This is a genomic window from Niveispirillum fermenti, from assembly GCF_052474395.1.
On record NZ_CP156681.1, the window covers coordinates 1848186 to 1874120 of the forward strand.

General features: G+C 65.6%; 19 protein-coding genes. 7 read left to right on the forward strand and 12 right to left on the reverse strand.

Features of this window, described 5'->3' with window-relative positions; all coding sequences use genetic code 11:
* Positions 1 to 19 precede the first annotated feature (19 nt).
* Entirely contained in the window at positions 20 to 2140 is a 2121-nt protein-coding gene (gene glyS, locus ABC728_RS19810; RefSeq protein WP_416620771.1) for a glycine--tRNA ligase subunit beta, read from the forward strand.
* A gap of 429 nt (positions 2141 to 2569) precedes the next feature.
* The gene (gene ppdK / locus ABC728_RS19815) at positions 2570 to 5251 is read left to right on the forward strand and encodes a pyruvate, phosphate dikinase (RefSeq protein ID WP_416620770.1); all 2682 of its coding nucleotides are present in this window, start codon (positions 2570 to 2572) and stop codon (positions 5249 to 5251) included.
* A 226-nt stretch (positions 5252 to 5477) separates the two neighbouring features.
* Here ppdK and ABC728_RS19820 read toward each other — a convergent pair whose 3' ends face one another.
* The 4 genes from ABC728_RS19820 to ABC728_RS19835 form a co-directional block, all read right to left on the reverse strand.
* Positions 5478 to 6206, reverse strand: a complete 729-nt coding sequence (locus tag ABC728_RS19820; RefSeq protein WP_416620769.1) for an SIMPL domain-containing protein — start codon at positions 6204 to 6206, stop codon at positions 5478 to 5480.
* Positions 6207 to 6302: 96 nt separating this feature from the next.
* A complete protein-coding gene (locus tag ABC728_RS19825) occupies positions 6303 to 6767 on the reverse strand; it encodes a VOC family protein (protein WP_416620768.1) in 465 nt (154 codons plus the stop codon).
* 88 nt (positions 6768 to 6855) lie between these two features.
* Positions 6856 to 8112 (reverse strand): RNA polymerase sigma factor, encoded by a 1257-nt coding sequence (locus ABC728_RS19830; RefSeq protein ID WP_416620767.1) that lies wholly within the window; start codon positions 8110 to 8112, stop codon positions 6856 to 6858.
* A complete protein-coding gene (locus ABC728_RS19835) occupies positions 8109 to 8513 on the reverse strand; it encodes a YciI family protein (RefSeq protein WP_416620766.1) in 405 nt (134 codons plus the stop codon). Before ABC728_RS19835 ends, ABC728_RS19830 begins: the two co-directional genes overlap by 4 nt.
* 196 nt (positions 8514 to 8709) lie before the next feature.
* Here ABC728_RS19835 and ABC728_RS19840 point away from each other — a divergent pair, with 196 nt between their 5' ends.
* On the forward strand, positions 8710 to 9747 hold the full coding sequence (locus ABC728_RS19840; RefSeq protein WP_416620765.1) for a DUF1838 family protein: 1038 nt from the start codon (positions 8710 to 8712) through the stop codon (positions 9745 to 9747).
* Between the two features lie 64 nt (positions 9748 to 9811).
* Here ABC728_RS19840 and ABC728_RS19845 read toward each other — a convergent pair whose 3' ends face one another.
* A complete protein-coding gene (locus tag ABC728_RS19845) occupies positions 9812 to 11095 on the reverse strand; it encodes a mechanosensitive ion channel family protein (protein WP_416620764.1) in 1284 nt (427 codons plus the stop codon).
* A 336-nt stretch (positions 11096 to 11431) separates the two neighbouring features.
* Here ABC728_RS19845 and ABC728_RS19850 point away from each other — a divergent pair, with 336 nt between their 5' ends.
* Both ABC728_RS19850 and lepA read left to right on the forward strand, forming a co-directional pair.
* A complete protein-coding gene (locus ABC728_RS19850) occupies positions 11432 to 12331 on the forward strand; it encodes an alpha/beta fold hydrolase (RefSeq protein WP_416620763.1) in 900 nt (299 codons plus the stop codon).
* 153 nt (positions 12332 to 12484) lie between these two features.
* Positions 12485 to 14287 (forward strand): translation elongation factor 4, encoded by a 1803-nt coding sequence (gene lepA, locus ABC728_RS19855; RefSeq protein ID WP_416620762.1) that lies wholly within the window; start codon positions 12485 to 12487, stop codon positions 14285 to 14287.
* Positions 14288 to 14382: 95 nt separating this feature from the next.
* Here lepA and ABC728_RS19860 read toward each other — a convergent pair whose 3' ends face one another.
* The 7 genes from ABC728_RS19860 to ABC728_RS19890 form a co-directional block, all read right to left on the reverse strand.
* Entirely contained in the window at positions 14383 to 14787 is a 405-nt protein-coding gene (locus ABC728_RS19860; RefSeq protein ID WP_416620761.1) for a VOC family protein, read from the reverse strand.
* A gap of 68 nt (positions 14788 to 14855) precedes the next feature.
* Positions 14856 to 16058, reverse strand: coding sequence for a signal recognition particle-docking protein FtsY (gene ftsY / locus ABC728_RS19865; protein ID WP_416620760.1), 1203 nt, complete (start codon positions 16056 to 16058; stop codon positions 14856 to 14858).
* On the reverse strand, positions 16052 to 17254 hold the full coding sequence (gene mtaB, locus ABC728_RS19870; RefSeq protein WP_416620780.1) for a tRNA (N(6)-L-threonylcarbamoyladenosine(37)-C(2))-methylthiotransferase MtaB: 1203 nt from the start codon (positions 17252 to 17254) through the stop codon (positions 16052 to 16054). Before mtaB ends, ftsY begins: the two co-directional genes overlap by 7 nt.
* Before the next feature lie 161 nt (positions 17255 to 17415).
* Entirely contained in the window at positions 17416 to 18261 is an 846-nt protein-coding gene (gene dapF, locus ABC728_RS19875) for a diaminopimelate epimerase (RefSeq protein WP_416620759.1), read from the reverse strand.
* A 122-nt stretch (positions 18262 to 18383) separates the two neighbouring features.
* On the reverse strand, positions 18384 to 20414 hold the full coding sequence (locus ABC728_RS19880) for a TonB-dependent receptor family protein (RefSeq protein ID WP_445376467.1): 2031 nt from the start codon (positions 20412 to 20414) through the stop codon (positions 18384 to 18386).
* A gap of 104 nt (positions 20415 to 20518) precedes the next feature.
* On the reverse strand, positions 20519 to 20911 hold the full coding sequence (locus tag ABC728_RS19885; protein ID WP_416620757.1) for a hypothetical protein: 393 nt from the start codon (positions 20909 to 20911) through the stop codon (positions 20519 to 20521).
* Between the two features lie 130 nt (positions 20912 to 21041).
* Entirely contained in the window at positions 21042 to 22061 is a 1020-nt protein-coding gene (locus ABC728_RS19890) for a class I SAM-dependent methyltransferase (RefSeq protein WP_416620756.1), read from the reverse strand.
* Positions 22062 to 22145: 84 nt separating this feature from the next.
* Here ABC728_RS19890 and ABC728_RS19895 point away from each other — a divergent pair, with 84 nt between their 5' ends.
* Complete coding sequence (locus tag ABC728_RS19895; RefSeq protein ID WP_416620755.1) at positions 22146 to 22601, forward strand: GtrA family protein; 456 nt, start codon at positions 22146 to 22148, stop codon at positions 22599 to 22601.
* Positions 22602 to 22746: 145 nt separating this feature from the next.
* Complete coding sequence (locus ABC728_RS19900) at positions 22747 to 25737, forward strand: transglycosylase domain-containing protein (protein WP_416620754.1); 2991 nt, start codon at positions 22747 to 22749, stop codon at positions 25735 to 25737.
* Positions 25738 to 25935: the final 198 nt, after the last annotated feature.

The window sequence follows — 25935 nt, forward strand, 5'->3', positions numbered from 1 at the left end:
CCGGACGCTTGTGACCAAAATGGCCGAACTGCTGATCGAACTGTTCATGGAAGAGATCCCGGCCCGCATGCAGGTGCGTGCGGCCGATGATTTCCGGCGCCTGGTGACGGACAAGCTGACGGCCGCCGGCATCACCTTCGATCGGGCGGAGGCCCATTCCACGCCGCGCCGTGTGGCCCTGGTGGTGGATGGCGTGCCGGCCGCCCAGGCCGATGTGCGTGACGAGCGCAAGGGGCCGCGCGTCGGGTCGCCCGAACAGGCGCTGGCCGGGTTCCTGAAATCCGCCGGCCTGTCCAGCATCGATCAGGCCGAACAGCGCGACACCGGCAAGGGCGTGTTCTATTTCGCGGTGATCGAGAAGAAGGGCGGCGCCACCATCGACGCCCTGCCCGGTATCATCGATGCCGCCATCCGCGAACTGCCCTGGCCCAAATCCATGCGCTGGGGGGCCAATGATTTCATGTGGGTCCGCCCGCTGCATTCCATCCTGGCCCTGTTCGACGGCGCGGTCATTCCCGGCGCCCTGACCCTGGCGACGGCGGAAACGGCACCGGAACAGTCGGACGGCACTGTCTGTCTGGCCGGTGAGGTCAAGGCCGTCACCATCCCCTATGGCGACAAGACGCAGGGCCACCGTTTCCTGTCCCCCGGTGAATTCACCGTCACCGGCTTCGCCGACTACAAGGACAAGCTGCTGAAGGCCCATGTCGTGCTGGATCGGGAGTTCCGCAAACGCCTGATCCTGACCGGAGCGGAAAAGGCCGCCGTGGCGGAGGGCTTCGTCCTGAAGGATGATCCCGGCCTGCTGGAGGAAGTGGTGGGTTTGGTCGAATGGCCCGTCGTGCTGACCGGTGCCATCGATGACAAGTTCATGGACGTCCCGGCCGAGGTGCTGACCACGTCGATGCGCACGCATCAGCGTTATTTCGCCCTGGAAACCGCCGATGGAAGGCTGGCCCCGCGCTTCGTGGTGGTTGCCAACCGCAACACCATTGATGGCGGTGTGGCCGTGGTGGCGGGGAACGAGCGCGTGCTGCGCGCCCGCCTGTCGGACGCCAAGTTCTTCTGGGACCAGGATTTGAAGGTGAAGCTGGAAGACCGGCTGCCCGGCCTGAAGGACATCACCTTCCATGCCAAGCTGGGTACGCTGCATGCGCGCGTGGAGCGGATTGAGGCTCTGTCGGTTTCCATCGCCAAGGCCCTGAATTGGGACACGACGGTGGTGGAACAGACAGCATTGGCCGCCCGCCTGTCCAAGTCCGACCTGACCACGGGCGTGGTGGGTGAATTCCCCGAGGTCCAGGGCATCATGGGCCGCTACGTCGCCTATCACGAAGGGCTGCCCGCCCCCGTGGCCGAGGCGATTGCCGACCATTACAAGCCGCTGGGCCCGAGCGACCGCGTGCCGACCGACAAGGTGTCGGTGGCCGTGGCCCTGGCCGAAAAGATCGATACGCTGGTCCAGTTCTTTGGGATCGAAGAACTCCCGACCGGTAGCCGCGACCCATTTGGTCTTCGCCGTGCAGCGCTCGGTGTGATCCGGCTAATTCTTGAGAACAACCTCAGAGTCGATTTGGCAGCAATTTTCAAAGCTGCCGGAGCCGCCGATACCACTGTCGGCGAATTGGTCTTCTTCTTCTACGGCCGACTGGAAGTTGCTCTTCGGGAGCAAGGCATCCGGGCTGACGTTATTCGGGCAGTTCGTGAAAACAATGGTCGAGTAACTGACCTGACGCTGTTGATCGACAAGGTCAGGGCGCTTTCAAGTTTTCTTGCTTCTCCAGACGGCGGCAACCTCCTTGGCACATATCGACGCGGGATCAACCTTCTTTTTAAGGAAGAGGGTAAGGAAGACCGTATCGTAACGGGCATGCCGGAGCGGCGGGGCGAGCCGGTTGAGATCGAATTTTATGACGCACTGGGTACGGCTAATTCAACCATTCCAACATTGATTTCGAACGAGAGATTCGAAGAGGCCATGGTTGCCTTGGCCGCTCTTCGTGGCCCGGTTGACCAGTTCGCGAACAATGTCATGGTGAACGCACCCGAAGCTGATGTTCGCGAGAACCGGCTTCGACTTTATGCGGCGCTGCGTGCGCTTTTCTCTGAAATCGCCGACTTCTCGAAGATCGAAGGCTGACCCCATGATCCATCACCCCTGCACCCCCCGCCCCAAACGGCGGGCGGGGTGCGGCGGTGTAGGTAGTGGAATTACGTTATCCTTGTTGCAGTGCGGTAGTTTGGTAGTGGCGGGGCACGACACTGTCCGCCCCTTCCACCCGCCCGCCCCACCGTCATCCCCGCGAAAGCGGGGATCCAGCGAGAGCGGCGGTAGCCGCGACATGACTCATATCGGCGCTGACCGCGCCTTACGCTGGGTCCCCGCTTTCGCGGGGATGACAGTGGGTGCTGCCCGCGTCGTTACCACCGTACAGGGTCGCCAATCGACATCCCCCATCCGGGCCCCGGCCCGTCTGCCGTGCAATGACATCCCCAATCCTGTTGCACGGTGTTTCACAGCGTCACCACCAGACCAATCCCAACCCCATAATCAAACGGGACCAAGATCATGACGAAGTGGGTCTACAGCTTCGGTGAAGGCAAGGCCGAAGGTCGCGCGGAGATGAAGAACCTCCTGGGCGGCAAGGGTGCCAACCTGGCGGAGATGAGCAATCTCGGCCTGCCGGTGCCCCCTGGCTTTACGGTCACGACGGAGGTCTGCACCTACTTTTACGCCAATGGCCGTCAATACCCCGACACGCTGCGCACCGAGGTCGGTGCCGCCCTGGCGGAGATCGAGCGGATCGTGGGCATGACGTTCGGCGATGCGGAAAACCCGCTGCTGGTTTCCGTGCGGTCGGGCGCCCGCGCCTCCATGCCCGGCATGATGGACACCGTGCTGAACCTGGGGCTGAACGATGTGACGGTGGCGGGTCTGGCCCGCCGGTCGGGTGACGCCCGCTTCGCCTATGACAGCTATCGCCGCTTCATCCAGATGTTCGGCAATGTCGTGCTGGACGTGGACCACCATCATTTCGAGGAAGTGCTGGAAGACCACAAGCGCGACCATGACCTGAACCTGGACACCGAACTGACGGCCGAGGACTGGCAGGCGGTGATCAAGGGCTATAAGGAAGTCGTGCAGGAGGCCCTGGGCCGCCCCTTCCCGCAGGACCCGCAGGAACAGCTCTGGGGCGCCATCGGCGCCGTGTTCGGTTCCTGGATGAATGCCCGCGCCATCACCTATCGCAAGCTGCATGACATCCCGGCCGAATGGGGCACGGCGGTGAACATCCAGGCCATGGTGTTCGGCAATATGGGCGAGGATTGCGCCACGGGCGTCGCCTTCACCCGCAACCCGTCCACGGGCGAGAACGCCTTCTATGGCGAATATCTGATCAATGCCCAGGGCGAGGATGTGGTGGCCGGCATCCGCACGCCGCAGCACCTGACCATCGCCGGCAAGATCGCCAACGGCTCCGACCTGCCGGCCATGGAAGAGAGCATGCCGGAGGTGTTCCGGCAGTTGAACGAGGTGCGGCTGAAGCTGGAGCGGCACTATCGCGACATGCAGGACATCGAATTCACGGTCCAGCAGTCGAAGCTCTACATGCTGCAGACCCGGTCGGGCAAGCGCACGGCCCCGGCCGCGCTGAAGATCGCGGTGGACATGGTCCGCGAAGGCCTGATCACGCAGAAGGAAGGCATCCTGCGGATCGAGCCGAAGTCGCTGGATCAGCTTCTCCATCCCACGCTGGACCCCAAGGCGACGAAGCAGATCATCGCCAAGGGCCTGCCGGCCAGCCCCGGTGCCGCCAGCGGCAAGGTCGTCTTCACGGCGGAAGAGGCAGAGAAGCTGGCGGGCCTGGGCGAGAATGTCATCCTTTGCCGGGTGGAAACCAGCCCGGAGGACATCCACGGCATGCACGCCGCCCGAGGCATCCTGACCACCCGCGGCGGCATGACCAGCCACGCGGCCGTCGTGGCCCGCGGCATGGGCCGGTCCTGCGTGGCCGGTGCCGGCGAGCTGCGCATCGATTACAAGCGGGGCATCATCTCCGTCCGCAATGTGGAGGTGAAGGCCGGTGACATCATCACCATCGACGGGTCGACGGGTGAGGTGATGCTGGGCGAGGTGCAGACGATCCAGCCGGAACTGTCCGGCGACTTCGCCGAACTGATGGGCTGGGCCGACGCGCATCGCCGCATGAAGGTGCGCACCAACGCCGAAACGCCGCTGGACGCTCGCACGGCCCGCAAGTTCGGGGCGGAAGGCATCGGCCTGTGCCGGACGGAGCATATGTTCTTCGACGCCGACCGCATCATTGCCGTGCGTGAGATGATCCTGGCCGATACGGAGGCCGGCCGCCGCGTCGCCCTGGCCAAGATCGCGCCCATGCAGCGCAAGGATTTCGTCGAACTGTTCAAGATCATGAAGGGCCTTCCCGTCACGATCCGCCTGCTCGACCCGCCGCTGCACGAATTCCTGCCCAACTCGGACGCGGAGATGGCAGAGGTTGCCAAGGCCGCCGGCACCGACCTGTCCAAGGTTCAGCACCGGTCCCTGCAGCTCCACGAGGCCAACCCGATGCTGGGCCATCGTGGATGCCGTCTGGGCATCTCCTATCCGGAGATATACGAGATGCAGGCCCGCGCCATCTTCGAGGCGGCGGTCGAGGTGTTCAAGGAGACGGGTGAGACTGTGACCCCGGAAGTGATGATCCCCCTGGTCGGCACCAAGAAGGAACTGGACATCCTGAAGGAGGTCATCGACCGCGTGGGCGGGGAGGTCAGCACTGCCGCCGGCCGCAAGGTCGAGTACCTGGTCGGTACCATGATCGAACTGCCGCGTGCGGCCCTGCAGGCGGCCAAGATCGCCGAGACGGCGCAGTTCTTCAGCTTCGGCACCAACGACCTGACGCAGACCACCTTCGGCATCAGCCGCGACGATGCCGGTTCCTTCCTGCCCGACTATCAGCGGACGGGTATCCTGGAACATGACCCGTTCGTGACGCTGGATACCGATGGTGTGGGCGAACTGGTGCAGATCGCCGCCGAGCGTGGCCGCAAGACCCGGCCCGACATCAAGCTCGGCATCTGCGGCGAGCATGGCGGCGACCCGTCCTCGGTCTATTTCTGTGAGAAGGTGGGGCTGGACTATGTGTCCTGCTCCCCCTACCGCGTGCCCATCGCCCGCCTGGCGGCCGCACAGGCCGCCATCGAGGGCGAACAGCGCGCCAGCGAGGCGTGATATCAAGTCCCGGTGATCGCAACCGATCACCGGGACCGCAATCGCCGGCGCCCACATCCGTTGCTTGGCTACGCGCCACGTGGCGCGCGGCGGCGGTCGCTGCCGTTCCAGATCCCGGTGAGTTGCTCTCACCGGGATCTGGTATGAGATAGGCCGCGACCAGGCTTTCCAGCCTGAACATGGGGAAGGGAAGGGGGCCGGCGACGGCCCCCTTTTTCATGGGTGGTTATTCCGAAAGGTCCCAGTCGACCGTGGAAACGACGCGCACCGTCTTGTCGACCTGCCGCCCTTCATAGCTGCCGGGCACCTCGTTGCGGGCCAGAATCTGGAAGACGCCCTGGTTGGCGCGGCGGATGCCGCCGATGGTGGCGCCGCTGTCGGCCGCGAATTGCTGGGCAGAGGCGCGGGCGTTGCGCGTCGCCTCCGCGATCATCTCGGCCTTCACATCGTTCAGGCGGGTGAAAGCATAGGTCGGCCCGTTGCCGCCCCCCTGGTCGCCCCCCAGCACGACATCCTGGTCCAGAAGGCTGGCCATGTCCTGGCTGGCGGCGACGACGGCGTCGACATCGCCCGTGCGCACGGTCAGGGTACGGGTGACGATATAGCGGCTGTCAACAGGTCCCTGGCGATATTGCTGGGCCAGCAGATCGACCACGTCCAGCCCGCGCGACACGACCGCTTCCGCCCCGATCCTGTGGTGGGCCAGAAAGGCCAGTACAGCGGCCTCGTCCTTGGCGCTCTTGGCCTGGACTTGGCCCAGATCATTGCCGGTGGCGACGAAGCGCAGCGGCCAGATGGCCAGGTCGGCGCGCACCTCCCGCTCGGCCAGCCCCTTCACGCTGACCACGCGATCGGCCAGCCGCATCCGGGCCAGTTGCGAACCGGCGAGATAGCCGCCAAGGGCGATGCCCACGGAAACGATGAGGGACGTGGCAAGAAGAACGGATGTGCGCATGATCGCCTCGCCGGGCAGGGGGATGGGTTGCCCCACCCTGCGAGGCGATCATGTCGCTGTCATGGCGTCATGACAGCGACGCCGCGGCGATGGCGGTCACGCCTTCGCCGTTTCCGGGCCGCAATCCTGGGCCTTTGCCCCGGGTTTGCTGGGGGTGGACAGGGACCAGATATGGTTGAACGGATCGCGCAACTGGGCATAGCGGTCGCCCCAGAACATGTCCGCCGGCGCCATCACGGGCTCACCACCGGCGGCCAGCGCCTGGGCGAAGACGGCATCGATATCGCCCACGGCAAGATGCAGCGTCACAGGCGGGCGCCTGGGGAATTCCGTCGGGCTCTCGGTGCAATATTCGGGGAAATCATCGCACAGCATCAGCGGGCCGCCATTGATCAGCAACTGGGCGTGCAGCAGGCGCTTCCCGTCCTCCGCCGGCATTTGCATGACCGGCGTGGCGCCGAAGGCGCGGATATAGAAGTCGATGGCCGCATGGGCGTTGCGTACAATCAGATGCGGGATCACGCCGGGGACGTTGTGGGCATGATTGGTCGTTTCGGACATGGTGCTTCCCTTCTGTGTGCCGTGGCGGCCGGTTGCCATATCCCAAGGACGCCGGCCCCCGGCCGGTCCCGACAATGCCGCGCAAAAATCATGATCCCGGGCCGTCGGCCTGTAAACGGTCCAGATGCTGGCGGATATGGCTGGCCTCTGCGGGGGTGCTGGCCAGGGCGATGGCCCGGCCGAAGGCCTCCCGCGCCGGTCCGCTGCGCCCCAACTGCATCAGCAGCGCGCCGCGCAACCCATGGAAATGGAAATATCCGTCCAGCCGGGCCGCCAGCGGTTCCACCATGGCCAGCGCCGCTTCCGGCCCTTTCACCTTGGACACGGCCACGGCACGGTTCAGCGTGACCACGGGCGATGGCTGCTGGAGCTCCAGCCCCCCATAGAGCAGTTCGATCTGTGCCCAGTCGGTTTGCGATGCCGTGGGCGCACGGGCATGCAGGGCCGCGATGGCGGCCTGGATCTGATAGGGGCCGGACCGGCGGTGGCGGACGGCCTTGTCCAGCAGCGCCAGTCCTTCCGTCAGGGCCGGGCGATGCCACAGCGAACGGTCCTGTTCCTCCAGCAGGATAACGGAGCCATCGGCGGCGAACCGGGCCGCGCGCCGCGCATGTTGCAGCAGCATCAGGGCCAGCAGGCCCATCACCTCCGGTTCGGCCGGGAACAGGCGTAGCAGCAGGCGGCCCAGGCGGATCGCCTCCTCGCACAGCGGGGCGCGGGCCGACTGCTCCCCGGTGCCGGCCGAATAGCCTTCGTTGAAGACCAGATAGACCATGGCGGCGACGGCGGCCAGCCGTTCCGGCCGGTCGGCGGCGCCCGGCGCCTCAAATGGCACGGGCCGGGCGGCGATGCGGGCCTTGGCGCGGGTGATGCGCTGTTCCATGGCGCTGTCGCCGACCAGGAAGGCACGGGCGATCTGGCGCACGCTCAGGCCCGACACGATGCGCAGGGCCAGCGCGATCTGCTGCGTCGACGGCAGGTCGGGGTGGCAGCAGATGAACAGCAGGCGCAGCACATCGTCGCGATAATCGGCGGCATCCAGCCGCTCGGCCGCCGCCGCCTCCCCGTCGGAAAGGTCGGACAGGGCGGCATCATCCTCGGGCAGGGCCACATGCCGTGCCCGTCTGCGCGTCTGATCGATGCCGGCATTGCGGCCGACCATGATCAGCCAGGCGGCGGTGTCGCGTGGCGGACCGTTGCGGGGCCAGGACGAGAGCGCGCGCAATGCCGCTTCCTGAAAGGCCTCCTCGGCCAGGTCCAGGTCACGGAAATACCGCAGAAGCGCACCCATCGCCTGGGGTCGTGCCGCGGCCAGGGCGGCGTTGATCCAGGCGATGTCGCTCATGGGGCCAGCGGCCCTTCGGATTGGGACAGGGCCAGCGGCCCTCCGGGCCGGAACAGCGCCACGGGCCTGATTTCATAGGACCCGGTGCCGGGATTGGCGCGGGCCAGTTCGCGGGCCTTCTCGATGGCTTCCTCCAGCCCGTCGCAATCGACGATGTAGAAGCCCAGCAACTGTTCCTTGGTTTCCGCGAACGGACCATCCAGGACCAGAGGTTCCTCCTTGCCCTTGCGCAGGGTGGCGGCGGCTGTCGTGGGCAGCAGCCGTGCGACGGGCCCCAGCTTGCCGGCATTCGCCCAGCCCTCCTGGACGCGGCCCAGCCGGTCCATGACGATGGCATCTTCTTCTGCCGACCAGGCGCCGACCACATCTTCCTCATTGTAGCACAAAATGGCGTACAGCATGTGCGGGCCCTCCTTCCTCATCCACAGGACGCTGGATTATGCCCCGTGCCGACAGGGCTTTCAGAAAAATTTCCAGACGGTGGGATTCCCGCGGGTCGGATAGGGCGGACATTCATTCTTCGCCGGCCGAACCATCATGGCCGAAGGTTTTCAGGGGGCGGCTGCCCCTTTAAAGCCAACAAGACGGGTAAGGGCCATGATCCAGGAAGCGATGTTCAATTCACTGTCCAGGCGCGCGATGTTCGGTGGGCTGGCGGGTATGGGTGCCATGGCGGCATCCGCTCCGGCCTTCGGCGCGACAGGCAGGGCCAAGGGCGATATCCGGCCGCTGGATGTAATGGACCCGCGGGAGAATCTCTACGGCTTTGCCAAGATGTGGGGGACCATTGGTCCGAAGGCGGTGCTGTCGGGCTATCAGGGCGTGCAGTACGCCATCGTCGGTGACAAGCGCGCCATGCCGCTGTTCGGCTATTGCGGCTTCGGCAACAACCGTAACGTCATCCAGCCGGACGGGTCGGTCAAGGTGATGGGCAAGGAATGCGGCTATTTCACCGACCTGGCGACAGGGGAGATCCTGGATTACTGGGACAATCCCTGGACCGGGGAGCGGGTGGAGGTCTTCCCCTTCCTGAACGATCGCTGGCGCGGAACGCTGACCCTTGAACAGAAGGTGTTCAAGATCGGTGACGGGGAAACGATCAACAACGACAATGGAACGCAGGGCCAGAAGGGCAAGCCCTTCCTGCTGCCCTGGCAGCGGATCGGCGACCAGTACCTGTTGAGCTGGGATTACGCCCATGAATATACCAACCCCGTGACGCCCGAAGGCTGGCCCAAGGCATCCACGGGCCGCCGGGCCAACCCGTCGGAGCATTTCTGTATCTTCACCCCGACGGCGGAGATCGATGACCGCTCGCTGCCGTCTGCCCGTTTCCATGCCGGTTTCATGCGGCAGGGCCCCTGGTGGCCCTGGATGCTGATGGGCAAAAGCGGTGTGCATGGCGTGCTGACCGGGCGCATGCACAGTTACAAGATTACCGGCACGGTTGAGGATATTCCCCGCGCCGTGCTGAAGCGGGTGGAACGCGACCGGCCGGACCTGCTGGAGGAACCGACGGACGGGCCGGATGAAGGCGTGCGCGGCACCCTGGAAGCCTATGCGGAGGACGTGCCGCCGGAGGTGCCGGGCTATGTCTCCCCGCTGGCCCGGAAGCGCGCTGAACAGAAGGGCTGAAGAATGGGCGGGGGGGGGCGATATCGCCCCCCCCGCCACAGGACCTGTGCTTGGGGCCAGATGGTCAGCCAGGATTTGCGGCGCCCGCCCCCTCGTTGGCGGCATGCAGCGGGGGCATCGCCAGAAGCCTGTTGAGCTGCTGAAGATCCGATCCGCCGGGGCTTTGGAAGACGCGCAGCCCGAATTCCGGCAGGATGGCCAGCAAATGGTCGAAAATATCGGCCTGGATGGCCTCGAAATTTCCCCAGGCCGTGTCATTGGTAAAGCAGTAGATTTCCATGGGCAGCCCTTCTGACCCTGGGGCCAGGTGGCGGACCAGAATGGTCATGCCCTGATGGATGCCGGGATGCTGCCGCAGATACTGGTCCAGATACGCGCGGAAGGTGCCCAGGTTGGTCAGCCGCCGGATATTATACTCATCATCCTTGCCCAACGTGGCGTTCCATTGGGCAATTTCCTGCTGCTTGCTGTCCAGATAGCCGGCCAGGACCTTGAAATTATGTAGATTCTCGATCTCCTGCGGGTTCAGGAAGCGCACGCTGTTCTGATCCAGGAACAGGGAACGCTTGATGCGCCGCCCACCGGATTCCTGCATCCCGCGCCAGTTCTTGAAGGGCTCGGAGATCAGCTTGCGCGTGGGTAGCGTGGTGATGGTCTTGTCCCAGTTCTGGACCTTGACCGTATGCAGGGCGATGTCGATGACATCGCCATCGGCATTCATCTGCGGCATCTCGATCCAGTCGCCGACACGCACCATGTCGCCGGAGGAGATTTGCACGCTGGCCACCAGGGACAGCAGCGTATCCTGGAAGACCAACATCAGCACGGCCGCCAGCGCACCGACGCCCGACAGCAGGATCAGGGGCGAGCGGTCCATCAGCGCCGCAATGACCAGGATGGTGGCGATGGCGAAGACCACCAGTTTCACCAACTGCACATAGCCCTTGATGGGTTTGCGGTGGGCATCCGGCCGGCGGCTATAGACGATGGTGACGATATTCAGCGCGGCACTGACGGCCAGCGCCAGGGTCAGGATGATGAAGGCCGCGCAGACATTGCGGACGACCAGCACCACCGCATCGGGCAGGCCCGGCACGAGGTTGATGCCGGCCATGATGACCAGCGCCGGCATGACATTGGCCAGACGCGGGATCAACCCCTCGCTGGCCAATGCCTCGTCGCTGCCATAGCGGGTCAGGGACAGCCCCCGCTGGATCAGGCGCAATACCAGTTTCTTCACGACAGAATTGGTAATCCAGGCGGCCAGTATCAGAATGGTCAAGCCGATCAGTGTCCGGATCAGGTCGGCATTTTCCGCTATCAGATTATGAAAATAATCCGAATCCATCGATTTCCCTTTCCAAATTCAATTGCGTTCATCGCCTGCGGCAACGGGTGTGAAGCCAGCATCTGGATGGAAGACCCAGCGAATATAGAGGCGGTGCCCGTCAAATTCTACCTTTGATGCCAGGAAATCCTGACCGGCATCGATGTCGTCAGGTGCCTGTCACCTCTCCAACGGTCTTCATGACGCGGTTTGATGGCGAAAATCCCCGCGCTGTTCCCTTCCGGCGATAAGCAGGCGATGCCATCACAGAGCGTGACGCCGATGGAATTGACGGCATGCCCGGATATCGTCATCATTAAATGACCTAATGTTACATCATTATATGGAGCGGGCGTGATGGTGATGGTTCGGCGGGCCTATGTGGATGGCCGCTTCGGTCAGATGCACCTTCGCATCGCCAGGGAAGGGGGCGGGGGGCGGCCCCCGCTGCTCTGCATCCATATGAGCCCGATGAGCGGTCGGGTATTTGAGGATTTTCTGGGCGAGATGGGCGCCGACCGCACGGCCATCGCCTTCGATACCCCGGGTTTCGGCCTGTCGGACCCGCCGCCGTCGCCCCCTTCCATCGCCGACTATGCCGGCGCCCTGCTGGACGGATTGTCGGCGCTGGGCATTGAGGGTCCGGTGGATGTCATGGGTTATCATACGGGTTCGATGATTGCGGTTGAAATGGCCCGGCAGGCCCCGTCCCGCATCCGCCGGCTGGTCATGGTGGCCGCCCCCGTCATCACGGCGCAGGAGCGGGAGCAGTTCCGCGCCTTTTACCGGGAAAAGCCGGTGCAGGCCGATGGCAGCCACCTGCTGGCCCGCTGGCAGGGCTTCCACTACTACCATATGCGGCCGGGTGCCGATCTGGAGGCGATTGCCGAGAAGTTCCCCGATGCGCTGCTGGGCGGGGCCAAGTCGGCCTGGGGACATCAGGCGGCCTTCGCCTATGACCTGGCGGGGCGCATGGCCGGACTGGACCAGCCCGCCCTGGTGCTGGTGACGGGCGATGACCTGGATGTGCAGACCCGCCGGGCGGACGGCCTTGCCCGCACCGCCCGCCTGATTGAGGTGCCCGGCTGGGGGCATGGCTTCCTGGATATGCACACGGCCGACGCCGCCCTGATGGTGCGTGCCTTTCTGGACGCTGCTGCGGGGGACCCCTTCGCCGGGATCGTGCCGCCGCTCTCCGCCCTGGGGCCACGCTATCCCGCGCATGTCGGCGCCTTCCGTCCGGTGCCGGCCGACTGAACAGCCGGGGCCGCCGCCGGCCGGATACCGCCATCGATGTGGCCGGCTGGCCGGCCACATATCACCCCTGCCAGCCCATGCCCCCCACGGGTCATTGCCAGAAGGTCCGCCACCCCCTATCTTGCGCCGCATCCCTGCACCCTGGCTTGATCCATGACCGACCTGTCAAAAATCCGCAATTTCTCCATCATCGCCCATATCGACCATGGCAAGTCGACGCTGGCCGACCGGCTGATCGAATTCTGCGGCGCCATCGAGGCGCGGGACATGAAGGCGCAGTTGCTCGACAACATGGATATCGAACGGGAGCGCGGTATCACCATCAAGGCGCAGACCGTGCGCCTGAATTACAATGCCAAGGATGGCGAGACCTATCAGTTGAACCTGATGGACACGCCGGGCCATGTCGATTTCGCCTATGAGGTTTCGCGCAGCCTTGCGGCCTGCGAAGGGTCGCTGCTGGTGGTCGATGCCAGCCAGGGGGTGGAGGCGCAGACCCTGGCCAATGTCTATCAGGCATTGGACGCCAACCACGAGATCGTACCCGTTCTCAACAAGGTGGACCTGCCGGCCGCCGATGTGGACCGCGTGAAGACGCAGATCGAGGATGTGATCGGGCTGGATGCTTCGGACGCCGTGGAGATTTCGGCCAAGACGGGCCTGAATATCGAAGGCGTGCTGGAGGCCATCGTCGCCCGCCTGCCATCGCCCAAGGGTGACCGGGAGGCGCCGCTTCAGGCCTTGATCGTCGATAGCTGGTATGACGCCTATCTGGGCGTCATCATCCTGGTGCGGGTATTCAACGGCGAACTGAAGCTGGGCCAGAAGGTGCGCTTCATGGCTACGGGCGCCACCCGTGAACTGGACCGCGTCGGCATTTTCACGCCCAAGAAGGTGGCGGTCGACAGGCTGGGGCCCGGCGAAATGGGCTTCGTCACGGCCGCCATCAAGGATATCCGCGACACCAAGGTCGGCGACACGATCACGGAGGAACGCCGGCTGGCCGAAAAGCCGCTGGCCGGCTTCAAGCCGTCCATCCCCGTCGTGTTCTGCGGCCTGTTCCCCGCCGATGCCGCCGATTTCGAGCATCTGCGCGACAGCCTGGGCAAACTGGCGCTCAATGATGCCAGCTTCCAGTATGAGACGGAAAGCTCGGCCGCGCTGGGCTTCGGTTTCCGCTGCGGCTTCCTTGGCCTGCTGCATCTGGAGATCATCCAGGAGCGGCTGGAGCGCGAATTCGATCTGGACCTGATCACCACGGCGCCGTCGGTGGTCTACAAGATGTTCATGACCGATGGCACGGTGCTGGAGATGCACAATCCGGCCGACATGCCGGACGTGGTGAAGATCGACCATATCGAGGAGCCGTGGATCAAGGCCACGATCATGCTGCCGGATGAATATCTGGGCGGTGTGCTGGCGCTCTGCACCGAACGGCGCGGCATCCAGGTGGACCTGACCTATGTCGGCGGCCGTGCCATGCTGGTCTATGAATTGCCGCTGAACGAGGTGGTGTTCGATTTCTATGACCGGCTGAAATCGATCAGCCGCGGCTATGCCAGCTTTGACTATCATCTGGAAGGCTATCGCGAGGGTGATCTCGTCAAGATGTCGATCCTGGTCAATGCGGAGCCGGTGGACGCGCTGTCCATGATCGTGCATCGCAGCCAGGCCGAATATCGTGGCCGTCAGCTTTGCGAGCGGCTGAAGGACCTGATCCCCCGCCATCTGTTCAAGATTCCCATCCAGGCTGCCATCGGGGCCAAGGTGATCGCGCGCGAGACCATCGCGGCCCTGCGCAAGGACGTGCTGGCCAAATGCTATGGCGGCGATATCAGCCGCAAGCGCAAGCTGCTGGACAAGCAGAAGGAAGGCAAGAAGCGCATGCGCCAGTTCGGCGAGGTTGAAATCCCGCAGAGCGCCTTCATCGCGGCCCTCAAGATGGGCGACAACTGATCGGGCGGATGTGACGGCCGCCCGTCGTTGCGCTGAAGAAAAGGGGGCAGGTGGTTTTCCACCTGCCCCCTTTTCTTATTCTATGGCCGGAATTCTCAGCCCACCCGTTTCAGGGCCAGTTGCCAGCTCAGGCCGAAACGGTCGACCAGCCAGACATAGCGCTGGGCAAAAGGATATTCGCCAAGCGGCATCAGCACCTGCCCATCGACCGACAGGGCCTGGTACAGCCGCTCCAGTTCGGCATCGTCGGTGCAGTCGATGAACAGGGTGATGGCGGGGGTGAAGCCGAAACCGTGATCGATCGAACTGTCGATGCAGACGAAATTCTGGCCCGCCATGCGGAAGGCGGCCTGCATCACCGTGCCTTCCACGCCGCCCTGGTCGGGACCGTAACGGAACAGCGCCGTGATCTCCCCGTCGGCGAACAGCGACGTGTAGAAGCGCATGGCCTCTTCTGCCTTGCCCTGGAACATCAGGAAGGTCGAGATCTGGCGGGGCATGGTTTCCTCCATCGGGTCGGGTTGGGCATCGGTGCCGGCTGCGCCGATGCCGACAGGATGGGGTATGCCTATTCCATCCCCACCAGCGCGCGTGAGAAGGCACGGGCCTCGAACGGACGCATGTCATAGACGCCTTCGCCCACGCCGATGGCATGGACGGGCAGCTTGAACTTCTCTGCCAGGGCCACCAGCACACCACCGCGGGCCGACCCGTCCAGTTTGGTCAGGATCAGGCCGTTGATGGCCACCATGTCCTTGAACACCTCGATCTGGCTATGTGCGTTCTGGCCCGTGGTGGCGTCCAGCGTCAACAGCGTGGTGTGCGGCGCCTCGGGGTTCAGCTTCTTGATGACGCGCACGATCTTACGCAGCTCTTCCATCAGGCCGGCCTTGTTCTGCAAGCGCCCGGCCGTGTCGATCAGCAGCACGTCCGCCCCGGCCTTCGTCGCCTGTTCCACCGCGTCATAGGCCAGCCCGGCCGCGTCGGCGCCTGTGTCGCGGGCCACGACGGGACAGCCCGTGCGCTCGCCCCAGACCTTCAACTGTGCCACGGCCGCCGCGCGGAACGTATCGCCGGCGGCCAGCCAGACGATCTTGCCCTCATCCCGGAACTGGCGGGCCAGCTTGCCGATGGTGGTCGTCTTGCCGGTGCCGTTGACGCCGACCAGAAGAATGATGTGCGGTTTCTTCGACGGGTCGATGACCAGCGGGCGGGCTACCGGCTCCACGATCTTCTGAAGCTCCGTGGCGAGATAGTCTTTTACCTCCTCGGCGGAGACCTCCTTGCCGAAGCGGGTCTTGGCCAGCCCCGCCGTCAGGCGGGCAGCCGTGACAGGGCCCAGATCGGCCCGGATCAGCAGTTCCTCCAGTTCCTCCAGCGCCTCGTCATCCAGCTTCTTCTTCGTGAAGATGCCGGTGATGCCGTCGGTCAGGCGGCTGGTGGACTTGGACAGCCCGTCCTTCAGGCGGGAGAACCAGCTTTTCTTCTCCGGCTTGTCCTCCAGTTCCGGCAGCAGGGCGACCGCCAGGGGGGAAGGCAGCGGGACGGGGGGGGGAACAGGGGTGGGGGCAGCCACCACGATCTCTTCTGCCATCGTCCCATCCACCGCCGTTTCCAGCGGTGCCGGAGCCGCCTGCGCATCCCCGGCCGGCCCGACAGGGTCGGCTGCGGGTTGATCAACCGGTGGTGTGATCTCCGGCTGGGGCGGCGGGGCGGGGGCCGGCTGGGGTGCGGGCGGGGTGGCCGGCTTCTTCTTGAACCAGTTCAGCATGGGTCGATGGCTCGCGCGGTCAATTGCGTCCCGGCCACACCGGTGATGATGCAGCGGATGATCGTTCCGGGTTCATAATGATCCGCCATGGCCACTTCGGCAAAGCCTTCATTCCGGCCAAGGCCCCGGCGTTCAATCAGTACGTTGGCGGAACGACCCGCCTGTGCGGCCAGATAGCGCGCCACCTGCACGGTGCCGGCCGCGCGCAGCCGGGCTGCGCGCTCCTTGCGGACGGGGCCGGGGACCTGGGGCATCTTGGCGGCGGGGGTGCCGGGGCGGGGGCTGTAGGGGAAGACGTGCAGCCAGGTCAGGCCGCATTGCTCCACGATGTCCAGGCTGTTCTGGAACATCGCCTCCGTCTCGGTCGGGAAGCCGGCGATGATGTCGGCGCCGAACACCATGTCGGGGCGCAGGCGGCGCGCCCTGTCGGCGAAGGCGATGGCGTCGGCGCGCAGGTGCCGGCGCTTCATCCGCTTCAGGATCATGTCGTCCCCGGCCTGCAGGGACAGGTGCAGGTGAGGCATCAGACGTGGCTCCTCGGCCACCAGACGCCAGAGGTCGTCATCCATCTCCACCGCATCCAGGCTCGACAGGCGCAGGCGCGGCAGGTCGGGCACCAGTGCCAGCAACCGGCGGACCATCTGCCCCAGCGACGGCTTGCCCGGCAGGTCCGCGCCATAGGAGGTGACATCCACCCCGGTCAGCACGACTTCGTTGTAGCCCGCTTCCACCAGGGCGCGGACCTGGGACACGATCTCCCCCACCGGTACCGACCGGGAATTGCCGCGGCCATAGGGGATGATGCAGAAGGTGCAGCGATGGTCGCAGCCGTTCTGCACCTGCACGAAGGCACGGGCGCGCCCCTCCATCCCCTGGATCAGGTGGCCGGCCGTTTCCTTCACGCTCATGATGTCGTTGACGACGACGCGCTCGGCATCCGCACCGCCGAACGCCGCCCAGGGGGCGGCCGTCAGCTTGGCATCGTTGCCCAGCACATGGTCGACCTCGCCCATGGCGGCGAAGGTCTCCGGGTTGACCTGGGCGGCACAGCCGGTGACGATGATCTTCGATGCCGGCCGTTCGCGGCGCAGGCGCCGGATGGTCTGCCGCGCCTGACGTTCTGCCTCCGCCGTCACGGCGCAGGTATTGACGATGACGACATCATCCAGCCCGGCCTGCCGCGCATGGGTGCGCATCACCTCCAACTCATAGGCATTCAGGCGGCAGCCGAAGGTGACCAGGGTCGGTTCGCCCAGCCCCCCGGTCACCTCCGGCGGGCCGCCTTCGCCACTTTCATGCACATGGGCTGTATCGGCCAGGGCCGTTCCGGCGGTATCGGTCAGGGCCGTTTCGACGCTCACAGCGCCTCTCCACCCAGCAGATCGGCGCCCAGCGTGCCGGCAAAGGATGTCGCGACGGGTCCCGTCATCAGGACATGGCCATCCTCACGCCATTCGATATCCAGCACCCCGCCATCCAGGGTGACGCAGACGCGCCGCCCCGTCACCAGACCCCGGCGGATGGCCGCCACGCCGACGGCGCAGGCGCCCGACCCGCAGGCATCGGTAATGCCGGCCCCGCGTTCCCAGACGCGCATGCGGACCGATGACGGTCCGGTCACGCTTGCCACCTCGATATTGGCGCGATCGGGGAAGAAGGGGTGGCGCTCCAACTCCGGGCCCCAGCGTGTCAGGTCCACATCTTCCGCGTCCGGCACGAAATGCACGGCGTGGGGGTTGCCCATGTTCACGGCGACGCCATCGGACAAGGGGCCGGCCGATGCCGGCAGATGCAGCGTGTCACAGGCTTCCGCCACGGGGATCTGCTGCCAGTCCAGCCGTGCCGGTCCCATATCCACCGTCACGGTGCCATCGGCATGCAGCCAGCAGCGCAGCAGGCCGGAAATGGTCTGTATCACCAGTTCGTCGCGCACCAGGCCCCGGCCAACCAGCGAGGCGACGCAGCGCGTGGCGTTGCCACAGGCCCCGGCCTCGCTACCATCGGGGTTCAGGATGCGCATGAAGATGTCTGCCGCCGTGTCCTGCGGTGGTTCGATCAGGATCAGCTGGTCGAAACCCACCCCGCGCCGGCGGTCGCCAATGGCAACCACCTGCGTCGCCGTCAGGGGGACGGGCCGGTTGCGGGCATCGATGACCACGAAATCGTTGCCCAGCCCATGCATCTTCAGGAATTGTATCGTCATGGGCTTTATATAAGCCCCCGCTGCCCCAGCGTAAATGTCTGCTGGGGACGGGGCGGGGATGCAAGGGGCGGGGATGCAAGGGGCGGGCGGGCACCTGCCCGCCACCTGCTGACCGCAACGGCCTACCAGCGGTAACGCAGCCCGCCATGGAAGGCCCGCCCTGTGCCGGCATTGAATATCTGCGACGCGGGGCCGGCCGTGCCGGCGATGGCGACGCTGGAGATATAGTGCCTGTCGGTCAGGTTGCGGCCTTCGACATAGCCGGACCAGCCGCTGCCGGTATCGTAGCCGACCCGGAAATTCAGCAGGGCATAGGACCCGATGGTCAGACTGTTGTCATTGTCTGCATAGTAATGGCCGGGCGCCCATTCGACATTCGGTCCCGCATAGAACCCTTCCGGATGCTTGTAGAGCAGTTCGGCGCGCAGGAAATGCCTGGGCACCCCCGGCAGGCGGTTGTCACCATAGAGGGCGTCCCCGTCGAAGAAGAAGTCATTATAAGTATAGGCGAGGTTCAGCATCACGCGGTCATCGGCCACGCCAGCCGATTTCAGGAGGACGGCCTCCAGCCCGGCCTCGATCCCCTGATGGACGGTGCTGTCCACGTTGACGACGCTGCAGGCCGCCCAGGGCGCCGTGGTCAGGCATTGCAGCTCGTTCCTGATCTCCGCACGGTAGAGTGTGATATCCCAGGCCACATCCTCCCGCCCGCCGCGGGTGCCGATCTCATAGGTCGTGGCGCGCTGGGCCGTCAGGTTGGAACTGGCCGGTGTGGCGAAGGAATTGGCGTCGTAGCTGGGCACCTCTGCACTGCGCGAGATGTTGGCGAAGGCCTGCCAGCCTGTATCGATGTCCCACAGCACGCCGACGCGCGGGCTCCACAGGTCATAGCTTTTGCGGCCCGACTGATCGCCGTTGGACAGGAACCGGTCGCGCCGGTCGCGGCTGGCGTGCAGGTACTGGACGCCGGCGATCAGCGACAGGTCGGGGCGGAGATGGAAGGCGTTTTCGGCATAGGCCGAAATATTCTCCGACTTGTCGAGCATGGAAGCGGCCACCGCGCCCTTAACGGCGCCCGACAGGTTGATATACTGCCTTGTATCGATCCGGCCGTTATGGATATTGGCGCCGATGGTCAGGCGGTTGCGGTGGTCGCCCAGCGACCGGTCGTCCACGGCACGCACGAAACCGCCATAGTCGTTCACCTTGAAATCCAGCCATTGGAAGATCGGGTGCATGACATGCCGGTGCTGGCCGAACAGGCCGAATTCGATCCGCGTCTGGTCCAGGCGCACCGTGGTCTTGTTGGCCAGGCGTACCGAGTTGATGTTGCGCTGCTGATCCTGGTCGATCCAGGCCGGGTGGGCGGCGCGCGGGGTTTCCAGCGCTTCCTGCTTCGTCATCTCGCCCGGGATGCGCTGACGGATGGAATTGGCATTCACATGGAAGCGGGTCTCCACGTCCGGCGAAATGCTGTAGCCGACATTGCCGCTGCCGCGCACCTGGTGGCCGTCGCTATGGTCGCGGTAACCGTCGGCATCCTGTCCCGACGCCGTGATGAAATAATCCAGCGCGCCCGACACGCCGCCGGTGCTGGCCTGTCCCTTGACGTAGCCGAAGCTGCCCACATCCAGGCGGCCGTCGAAGCGGGCGGCGTCGCGTCCCGTCGGAGTGACGAGGTTGATGGCCCCGCCCAGCGCGTTTGACCCGTACCGCAGGGCATTCGCACCCTTGAAGATTTCCACATGGCGATAGGCGCTGGGATCCACCTCGAACAGGTCGACCAGCCCGTCGGACATGTTCATGGGCACACCGTCCAGATAGATGGACAGCCCGCGATTGCCATAATTGCGCGACAGGCCGGAACCACGGATGGACAGGCGGGCATCGTCGCCGAAGCGCGGCTGCACGACGATGCCGGGCACATAGCCCAGAATGTCCTTGATGGTCTGGACGGGGCTGTTCTTGAAGGCGGTGTCGGGCACCACCTCCACGGCGCCGGCCGTGCGCCGGATGGCGGCCTCGGCCTCTTCGATGGCGCGGTTGCCGATCACGACGATGTCGCCCTCCGCGACGGGGCGGGCATCCTGCGCGACGGCAGGCGTGATGGCGAGGCCGAGCAGGGCGCTCGACGCCAGAAGCAGATTCTTCATGCTGACATATCCTTGGGGGCGCGCCCCCTTGCGGCCTTTCCCGAGGGGGCGAATGTTCAGGCGCGGGACGGGGCCGTCCCGGCAGCAGGCAGTCCGGATATCGGTCAGACAGGAAGGGGTGGTGCGCGCAGTGGTGGCCGCAGGCGTGCCGGTATCGATGGCGGGGCCGTCCGGGAAGGGCAGGGGCCCCTTGTGATGACGGGCTGAAGCAGCGCGAAGGCCAGGATCGCCGCGACTGCCGCCAGGGACAGCATGGACAGGGATGCAAAGGCGCAGGGCGTGCCCTGCGGGCTGGGCACCGGCTTGCCGTTATCCGCCTTGCCGGCGAGGTCCGCGGTCTTGGGACCGGCACCCCAGCAGATGCTCATGCCCAACTGGCCGTCCGGCGTGACCGGCATGAAGCCCGGCGGCACCATCAGCTTCATCGACAAGGCCAGCATCATGACGACGCCGGCCAGCAGCCGATGGTTCAGGAGGAAATGGCGGAGCGGATGCACGGTGGCGGCAGCCTCGGGGTCGGCGTTTCCATGGGGCGGATCAGGGAGGGACTACCCCATCACCCGTGCATAAATCCACCCGAAAAGGGTTCCGCAGTCTGGAAATGGCCGGCCGTTGCCGGGGCAAGGGTTACTTCCGGCCTTCGATCACCTTGAAGCCCTCCGCCTCCGCCACGGTGCGGCGCGATTTGAAATGTCCGTCGAAAACGGCTTCGTAAGGGAGGTGCTTGTTGGCGACCAGCAGCAGGGTGCCGCCCGTCCCCAGCGCCTCCGCCGCGCGGATGATGAACTGGCTGCCCAGCGTCACGTCGGTGGCCTTGCCGGCATGGAAGGGCGGATTGGTGATGATCCAGTCGAAACGCCCGCGCGGCAGGCCGGCCGTCACATCGGCCCAATGGTATTTCAGCACCGTGCCGCCGGCCAGGGGCGCCACATTGGTCGCGGCGGCGGCCAGCGACGCCGCATCGGCTTCGTAAAGATCCAGGCCTGCCACGCGGCCGGGTCCGGCGCGCAGCAATTCGGCCGAGAGATAGCCCCACCCGGCCCCCAGATCGGCGACCCGCCCCCGGATGGCGCCGGGGAACTGGGTGGCCAGCAGGCGGGAGCCGGCATCCACCTTGTTCCAGCCATGCATGCCGGGTCCGGCCATGAAGCCGGTGGCTTCCACCCGCCGCACGGTGGCCCCTTCCTGCCATTCGGCCAGAATGGCCGGGGGCGGCCCGGCCTGCTTCACGGTCCAGAAGACACGGGCATGATGCTTGGACAGGTTCTCCATCTCGCCGAAAGCCTGCCTGGCAGCCTTCATCAGACTGGCCACGCCGGTATCATTGTCGCCGCAACAGACCAGCAGCCCGCCGGGCTCCAGCGCCTCCCAGGCCTGCGCCATGGCGGCCAGGCTTTCAGCCTTGTGCTTGGTCATCAGGCACAGGCCGGTCCGGTACGGGCCGGCGGGCAGGTCGCGCACCACCTGGAACCCGGCCTGCACCAGCGCATCATGTGCCGGCTTGAACCCGGTGACGCAGATCAGGGGGCGGAGGTCCGGCGACAGGGCGCTGTCGGCCCCGGCGTTCAGGATGAAGCCGGTCCCCCGCGCGGGCAGGGGCAGCAGGCCGGTGGCGAACGGGTGGTGGATGGCTTTGGCGATCGACATGGCTGCCACGCCTATCCCATCTGCGACGCGCTGTCGAGCGGCGTGACCCGCCGGGCAAAAGCGTGTAGGCATGGAACCGCCGCCATGACCGCTCCTGCCATGACCAAACCCGTTCCGCGCCAGTTCCTCACCTTCGCCCTGATCGGGGTCGGGGGGCTGTTCGTCGATATGGCGGCGCTGGCCGTGGCGCTGCATCTGTTGGGGCTGGACCCCTATGGCGGCCGCGTCTTCTCCTATCTCATGGCGGCCACCTTCACCTGGTACATGAACCGGCAATATACCTTCGCGGGTGTCAGCCGGCGTGGGGCGTTGCGGCAATGGTTGCGGTTCCTGGCGGCCAATGCCGTCGGGGCGCTGGTCAATTACGCCGTCTATGTGGTGGTCCTGCAACTGGGCGGGCCCGTCATTGCCTGGGTCGGCCTGTGGCCGGCGGCGCTGGCGGCGCTTCTGCCCTATGCCGGGGTGGCGGCCGGCAGCGTCTCGGGGCTGGTGTTCAACTTTGTCTTGTCCAGGCGTCTGGTTTTCCGCCAATCCCGTTAGGAAACGCGGGTCCTTCCCCGTCCTTTCAGCCGGTGACGCCCCACGGCCCACGTAGCGGTGCTTGCATCCCCCATGCTATGGATGGGCGGAAACAAAGATCGGGGGAGCGTTTCGGGGAATGCCGTCGGCGCGGTTCTATCGGTGGATGACCTGGGGCTTGACCCTGGCGCTGGTCACCGGTGCGGGTGCCATGGTCTGGCACGAAACCAGGACCTCGCGCCTGCAGGCGGAGGTGCTGGCCCGTTATGGTCGGGACCTGACCTGGCAACTGGAGCCCGGCCCCAACCCCGATATCCGGTTTCCCGGCCCCGGCCCCTATGACCAGCGCCTGGGCTATGCCGGCATCCCGGGCTTCGTGGAGCGGCTGGTGGCCGCCAACTACCGCGTGGACCTGCAGGCGCGGCCCAGTCCGGCCCTGCGCGATTACATGGATTTCGGCGGATTCGCCCCCTATGCGGAGAAGACGGCCGGCGGCCTGTCGATCCGCGACCCGCACGGTCACCCCCTGTTCGACGCGCGCTATCCGGAGCGCACCTATGCCGGGTTCGGGGAAGTGCCCAGGCTGGTGGCTGATACGCTTCTGTTCATCGAGAACCGGGAGCTGTTGGACCCGACCCATCCGCATCGCAACCCGGCCGTGGAATGGGACCGGTTTGCCCTGGCCCTGGCCAATATCCCGTTGAAACTGGTCAATCCCGACAATCCGCGGGCCGGCGGTTCCACCCTGGCCACGCAGATCGAGAAATACCGGCATTCGCCTGAAGGCCGCACGGGCAGCGGCATGGAAAAGCTGCGGCAGATGATGTCGGCTTCCGTCCGCGCCTACAAGGGCGGGCCGGACACGACACGGGCCCGCCATCAGATCCTGGTCGATTACCTGAATTCCACGCCGCTGTCCGCCCGGCCCGGCATGGGCGAGGTGAATGGCCTGGGCGACGGGCTGTGGGCCTGGTACGGCACCGATTTCGCCCTGGCCAACCGCATCCTGCGCGACCGTCCGCGGACGGAGGAGGATCTTCAGCTCCAGGCCGTCGTTTACAAGCAGGTGTTGAGCCTGCTGCTGGCCCAGCGCCGGCCATCTGCCTATCTGGGCACGGGCACCGGCCGGCAGGCGCTGAACGAACTGGCCAACGGCCATCTGCGCCTTTTGGAGCGGTCGGGCATCGTGCCGGCACCCCTGGCAGACGCGGCGCGCTTCTTCCCCCTGCGATTCCGGGCCGAGCCGCCTTCCATGCCGGAACCCAGCTTCGTGGAACAGAAGGCGACCAACGCCATCCGCTCCCGCCTGCTGGGCATGCTGGGTGTCCCCAGCCTCTACGCGCTGGACAGGCTGGACCTGGCTGTGGACACCACGCTGGACCAGCCGACCCAGGCGCGCGTCACGCAGACATTGCGCAAGCTGGCCGATCCCGTGCAGGCCGCCGCCCTGGGCCTGGTCGGCGAGCGGTTGCTGAACCAGGCCGATCCGGCCCGCATCGTCTATTCGGTCACCCTGTTCGAGCGCACGGCGGACGCCAACCTTGTGCGGGTGCAGGTCGATACGCTGCCCCAGCCGCTGGACCTGAACGAGGGGGCGAAGCTGGATCTCGGCTCCACGGCCAAGCTGCGAACGCTGGTGACCTATCTGGAGATCATCGCCAAGCTTCACGACCGCTATGTCGGGCGGGAGACCTATGAACTGGATGCCGCGGCCCTGGATGCGCCGGACCGGCTGACGCAATGGGTGTTGCGCACCATGTCGGCCCAGCCGGGCCTGGGCATTGCGGGCCTGCTCGACCTGGCGATGCAGCGCCCCTATTCGGCCAGCCCGGCGGAGCGCTTCTTCACCGGCGGCGGGCTGCACAGCTTCGGCAATTTCGACAGGCTGGACGATGGAAAGGTGATCAGCGTGGCGGAGGCGTTCCGCCATTCCGTCAATCTGGTCTTCATCCGCATGATGCGGGACATCGCCAACCATTACATCGCGGAAGGCCCCGACAACCGCACCGACCTGATGGATGATCCCCGCCATCCGGCGCGCCGCACCTATCTGTCGCAGTTCGCCGACCAGGAGGGCAGCACCTTCCTGAACCGGTTCTGGTCGACCTATCAGGGGCTGGAGCCGGCCGCCGCCCTGGACAAGCTGGCCGGACGCATCCGGCCCCTGCCGGACCGGTTGTCCGTGATCTTCCGCTCGGCGCTGCCCAACGCGCCCGTGCAGGACCTGGCGCGCTTCCTGGACCGGCACATGCCGGCCGGCGGGCCGCCGGAAGCGCAGGTCCGCGCGCTTTACGACCGCTACGCTCCCGACAACTGGTCGCTGAACGACCGCGGTTATATCGCCGGCGTGCATCCGCTGGAACTGTGGCTGGTATCCTATCTCCAGGACAGCCCCGCATCCCAGCGCCGCGACATGCTGAAGGATAGCAGCGAGTCGCGGCAGGAAAGCTATAACTGGCTCTTTTCCTCCCGGTCCAAGCGGGCACAGGACACGCGCATCGGTATCGTGCTGGAGGAGGAGGCGTTCACCCGCATTCATGAGGAATGGCAGCGTCTGGGCTATCCGTTCGGCAGGCTGGTGCCCAGCTATGCCACCTCCATCGGCAGTTCGGCCGACCGGCCGGGGGCCCTGGCCGAACTGATGGGCATCATCCTGAATGATGGTGTCCGGTTGCCCACCCTGCGCGTCAACCGCCTGCATTTCGCCAGCGCCACCCCGTATGAGACCAGTTTCGTGCCGGCCAGCCTGCTGGACAGGGCCGAACAGGTGATGGCGCCGGAAGTGGCGCGCGTGGTTCGCCGGCACCTGCGCGATATCGTGGACAATGGCACGGCCCGGCGTGTGAAGGGTGCCTTCACGGCCGCCGACAGCGCGGAAATCCCCGTCGGCGGCAAGACCGGCACGGGCGACCACCGGTTCGAACGCTACGGTCCTGGCGGCGTGGTGCTGGAAAGCCGTGTCGTCAACCGCACGGCCACGTTCGTCTTCTATATCGGTGACCGGTTCTTCGGGGTGATCACGGCCCATGTTCACGGGCCGGAGGCGGCGGAATACCGCTTCACGTCCGCCCTGCCGGCACAGTTGCTGAAAATCCTGGCGCCGGCACTCAATCCGTTGCTGAACGACGATACGCAGACGGCCGACCGGGGACGATAGGACCGGCCCGATTCCCCCCTGCTTTTTTCCCGACGGGCCGCGGGCCCCGCAATCGGCTGCCCGCGGGCCGGCTATCGGATGGGGTATGCCCATTTGGCCGTGCGGGCGGGGACGCAGGCGGCGGGCGGCACTGGCCACCACCACCCCCGTTATCCACAATCAATCCACAGGAGCGGGCCTTTCCCCCCGGTTCCATTG

Excerpts from the sequence above, each read along its gene's own strand:
- mtaB (WP_416620780.1), bottom strand. The coding sequence starts at position 17,254 with ATGCGCACCCATGCGCGGCAGGCCGGGCTGGATGATGTCGTCATCGTC.
- lepA (WP_416620762.1), top strand. The coding sequence starts at position 12,485 with ATGACCGACCTGTCAAAAATCCGCAATTTCTCCATCATCGCCCATATC.
- ABC728_RS19890 (WP_416620756.1), bottom strand. The coding sequence starts at position 22,061 with ATGTCGATCGCCAAAGCCATCCACCACCCGTTCGCCACCGGCCTGCTG.
- ABC728_RS19820 (WP_416620769.1), bottom strand. The coding sequence starts at position 6,206 with ATGCGCACATCCGTTCTTCTTGCCACGTCCCTCATCGTTTCCGTGGGC.
- glyS (WP_416620771.1), top strand. The coding sequence starts at position 20 with ATGGCCGAACTGCTGATCGAACTGTTCATGGAAGAGATCCCGGCCCGC.
- ABC728_RS19900 (WP_416620754.1), top strand. The coding sequence starts at position 22,747 with ATGACCTGGGGCTTGACCCTGGCGCTGGTCACCGGTGCGGGTGCCATG.
- ABC728_RS19895 (WP_416620755.1), top strand. The coding sequence starts at position 22,146 with ATGACCGCTCCTGCCATGACCAAACCCGTTCCGCGCCAGTTCCTCACC.
- ABC728_RS19840 (WP_416620765.1), top strand. The coding sequence starts at position 8,710 with ATGATCCAGGAAGCGATGTTCAATTCACTGTCCAGGCGCGCGATGTTC.
- ABC728_RS19830 (WP_416620767.1), bottom strand. The coding sequence starts at position 8,112 with ATGAGCGACATCGCCTGGATCAACGCCGCCCTGGCCGCGGCACGACCC.
- ABC728_RS19835 (WP_416620766.1), bottom strand. The coding sequence starts at position 8,513 with ATGCTGTACGCCATTTTGTGCTACAATGAGGAAGATGTGGTCGGCGCC.
- ABC728_RS19845 (WP_416620764.1), bottom strand. The coding sequence starts at position 11,095 with ATGGATTCGGATTATTTTCATAATCTGATAGCGGAAAATGCCGACCTG.
- ABC728_RS19850 (WP_416620763.1), top strand. The coding sequence starts at position 11,432 with ATGGTGATGGTTCGGCGGGCCTATGTGGATGGCCGCTTCGGTCAGATG.
- dapF (WP_416620759.1), bottom strand. The coding sequence starts at position 18,261 with ATGACGATACAATTCCTGAAGATGCATGGGCTGGGCAACGATTTCGTG.
- ABC728_RS19880 (WP_445376467.1), bottom strand. The coding sequence starts at position 20,414 with ATGAAGAATCTGCTTCTGGCGTCGAGCGCCCTGCTCGGCCTCGCCATC.
- ppdK (WP_416620770.1), top strand. The coding sequence starts at position 2,570 with ATGACGAAGTGGGTCTACAGCTTCGGTGAAGGCAAGGCCGAAGGTCGC.
- ABC728_RS19860 (WP_416620761.1), bottom strand. The coding sequence starts at position 14,787 with ATGCCCCGCCAGATCTCGACCTTCCTGATGTTCCAGGGCAAGGCAGAA.
- ftsY (WP_416620760.1), bottom strand. The coding sequence starts at position 16,058 with ATGCTGAACTGGTTCAAGAAGAAGCCGGCCACCCCGCCCGCACCCCAG.
- ABC728_RS19825 (WP_416620768.1), bottom strand. The coding sequence starts at position 6,767 with ATGTCCGAAACGACCAATCATGCCCACAACGTCCCCGGCGTGATCCCG.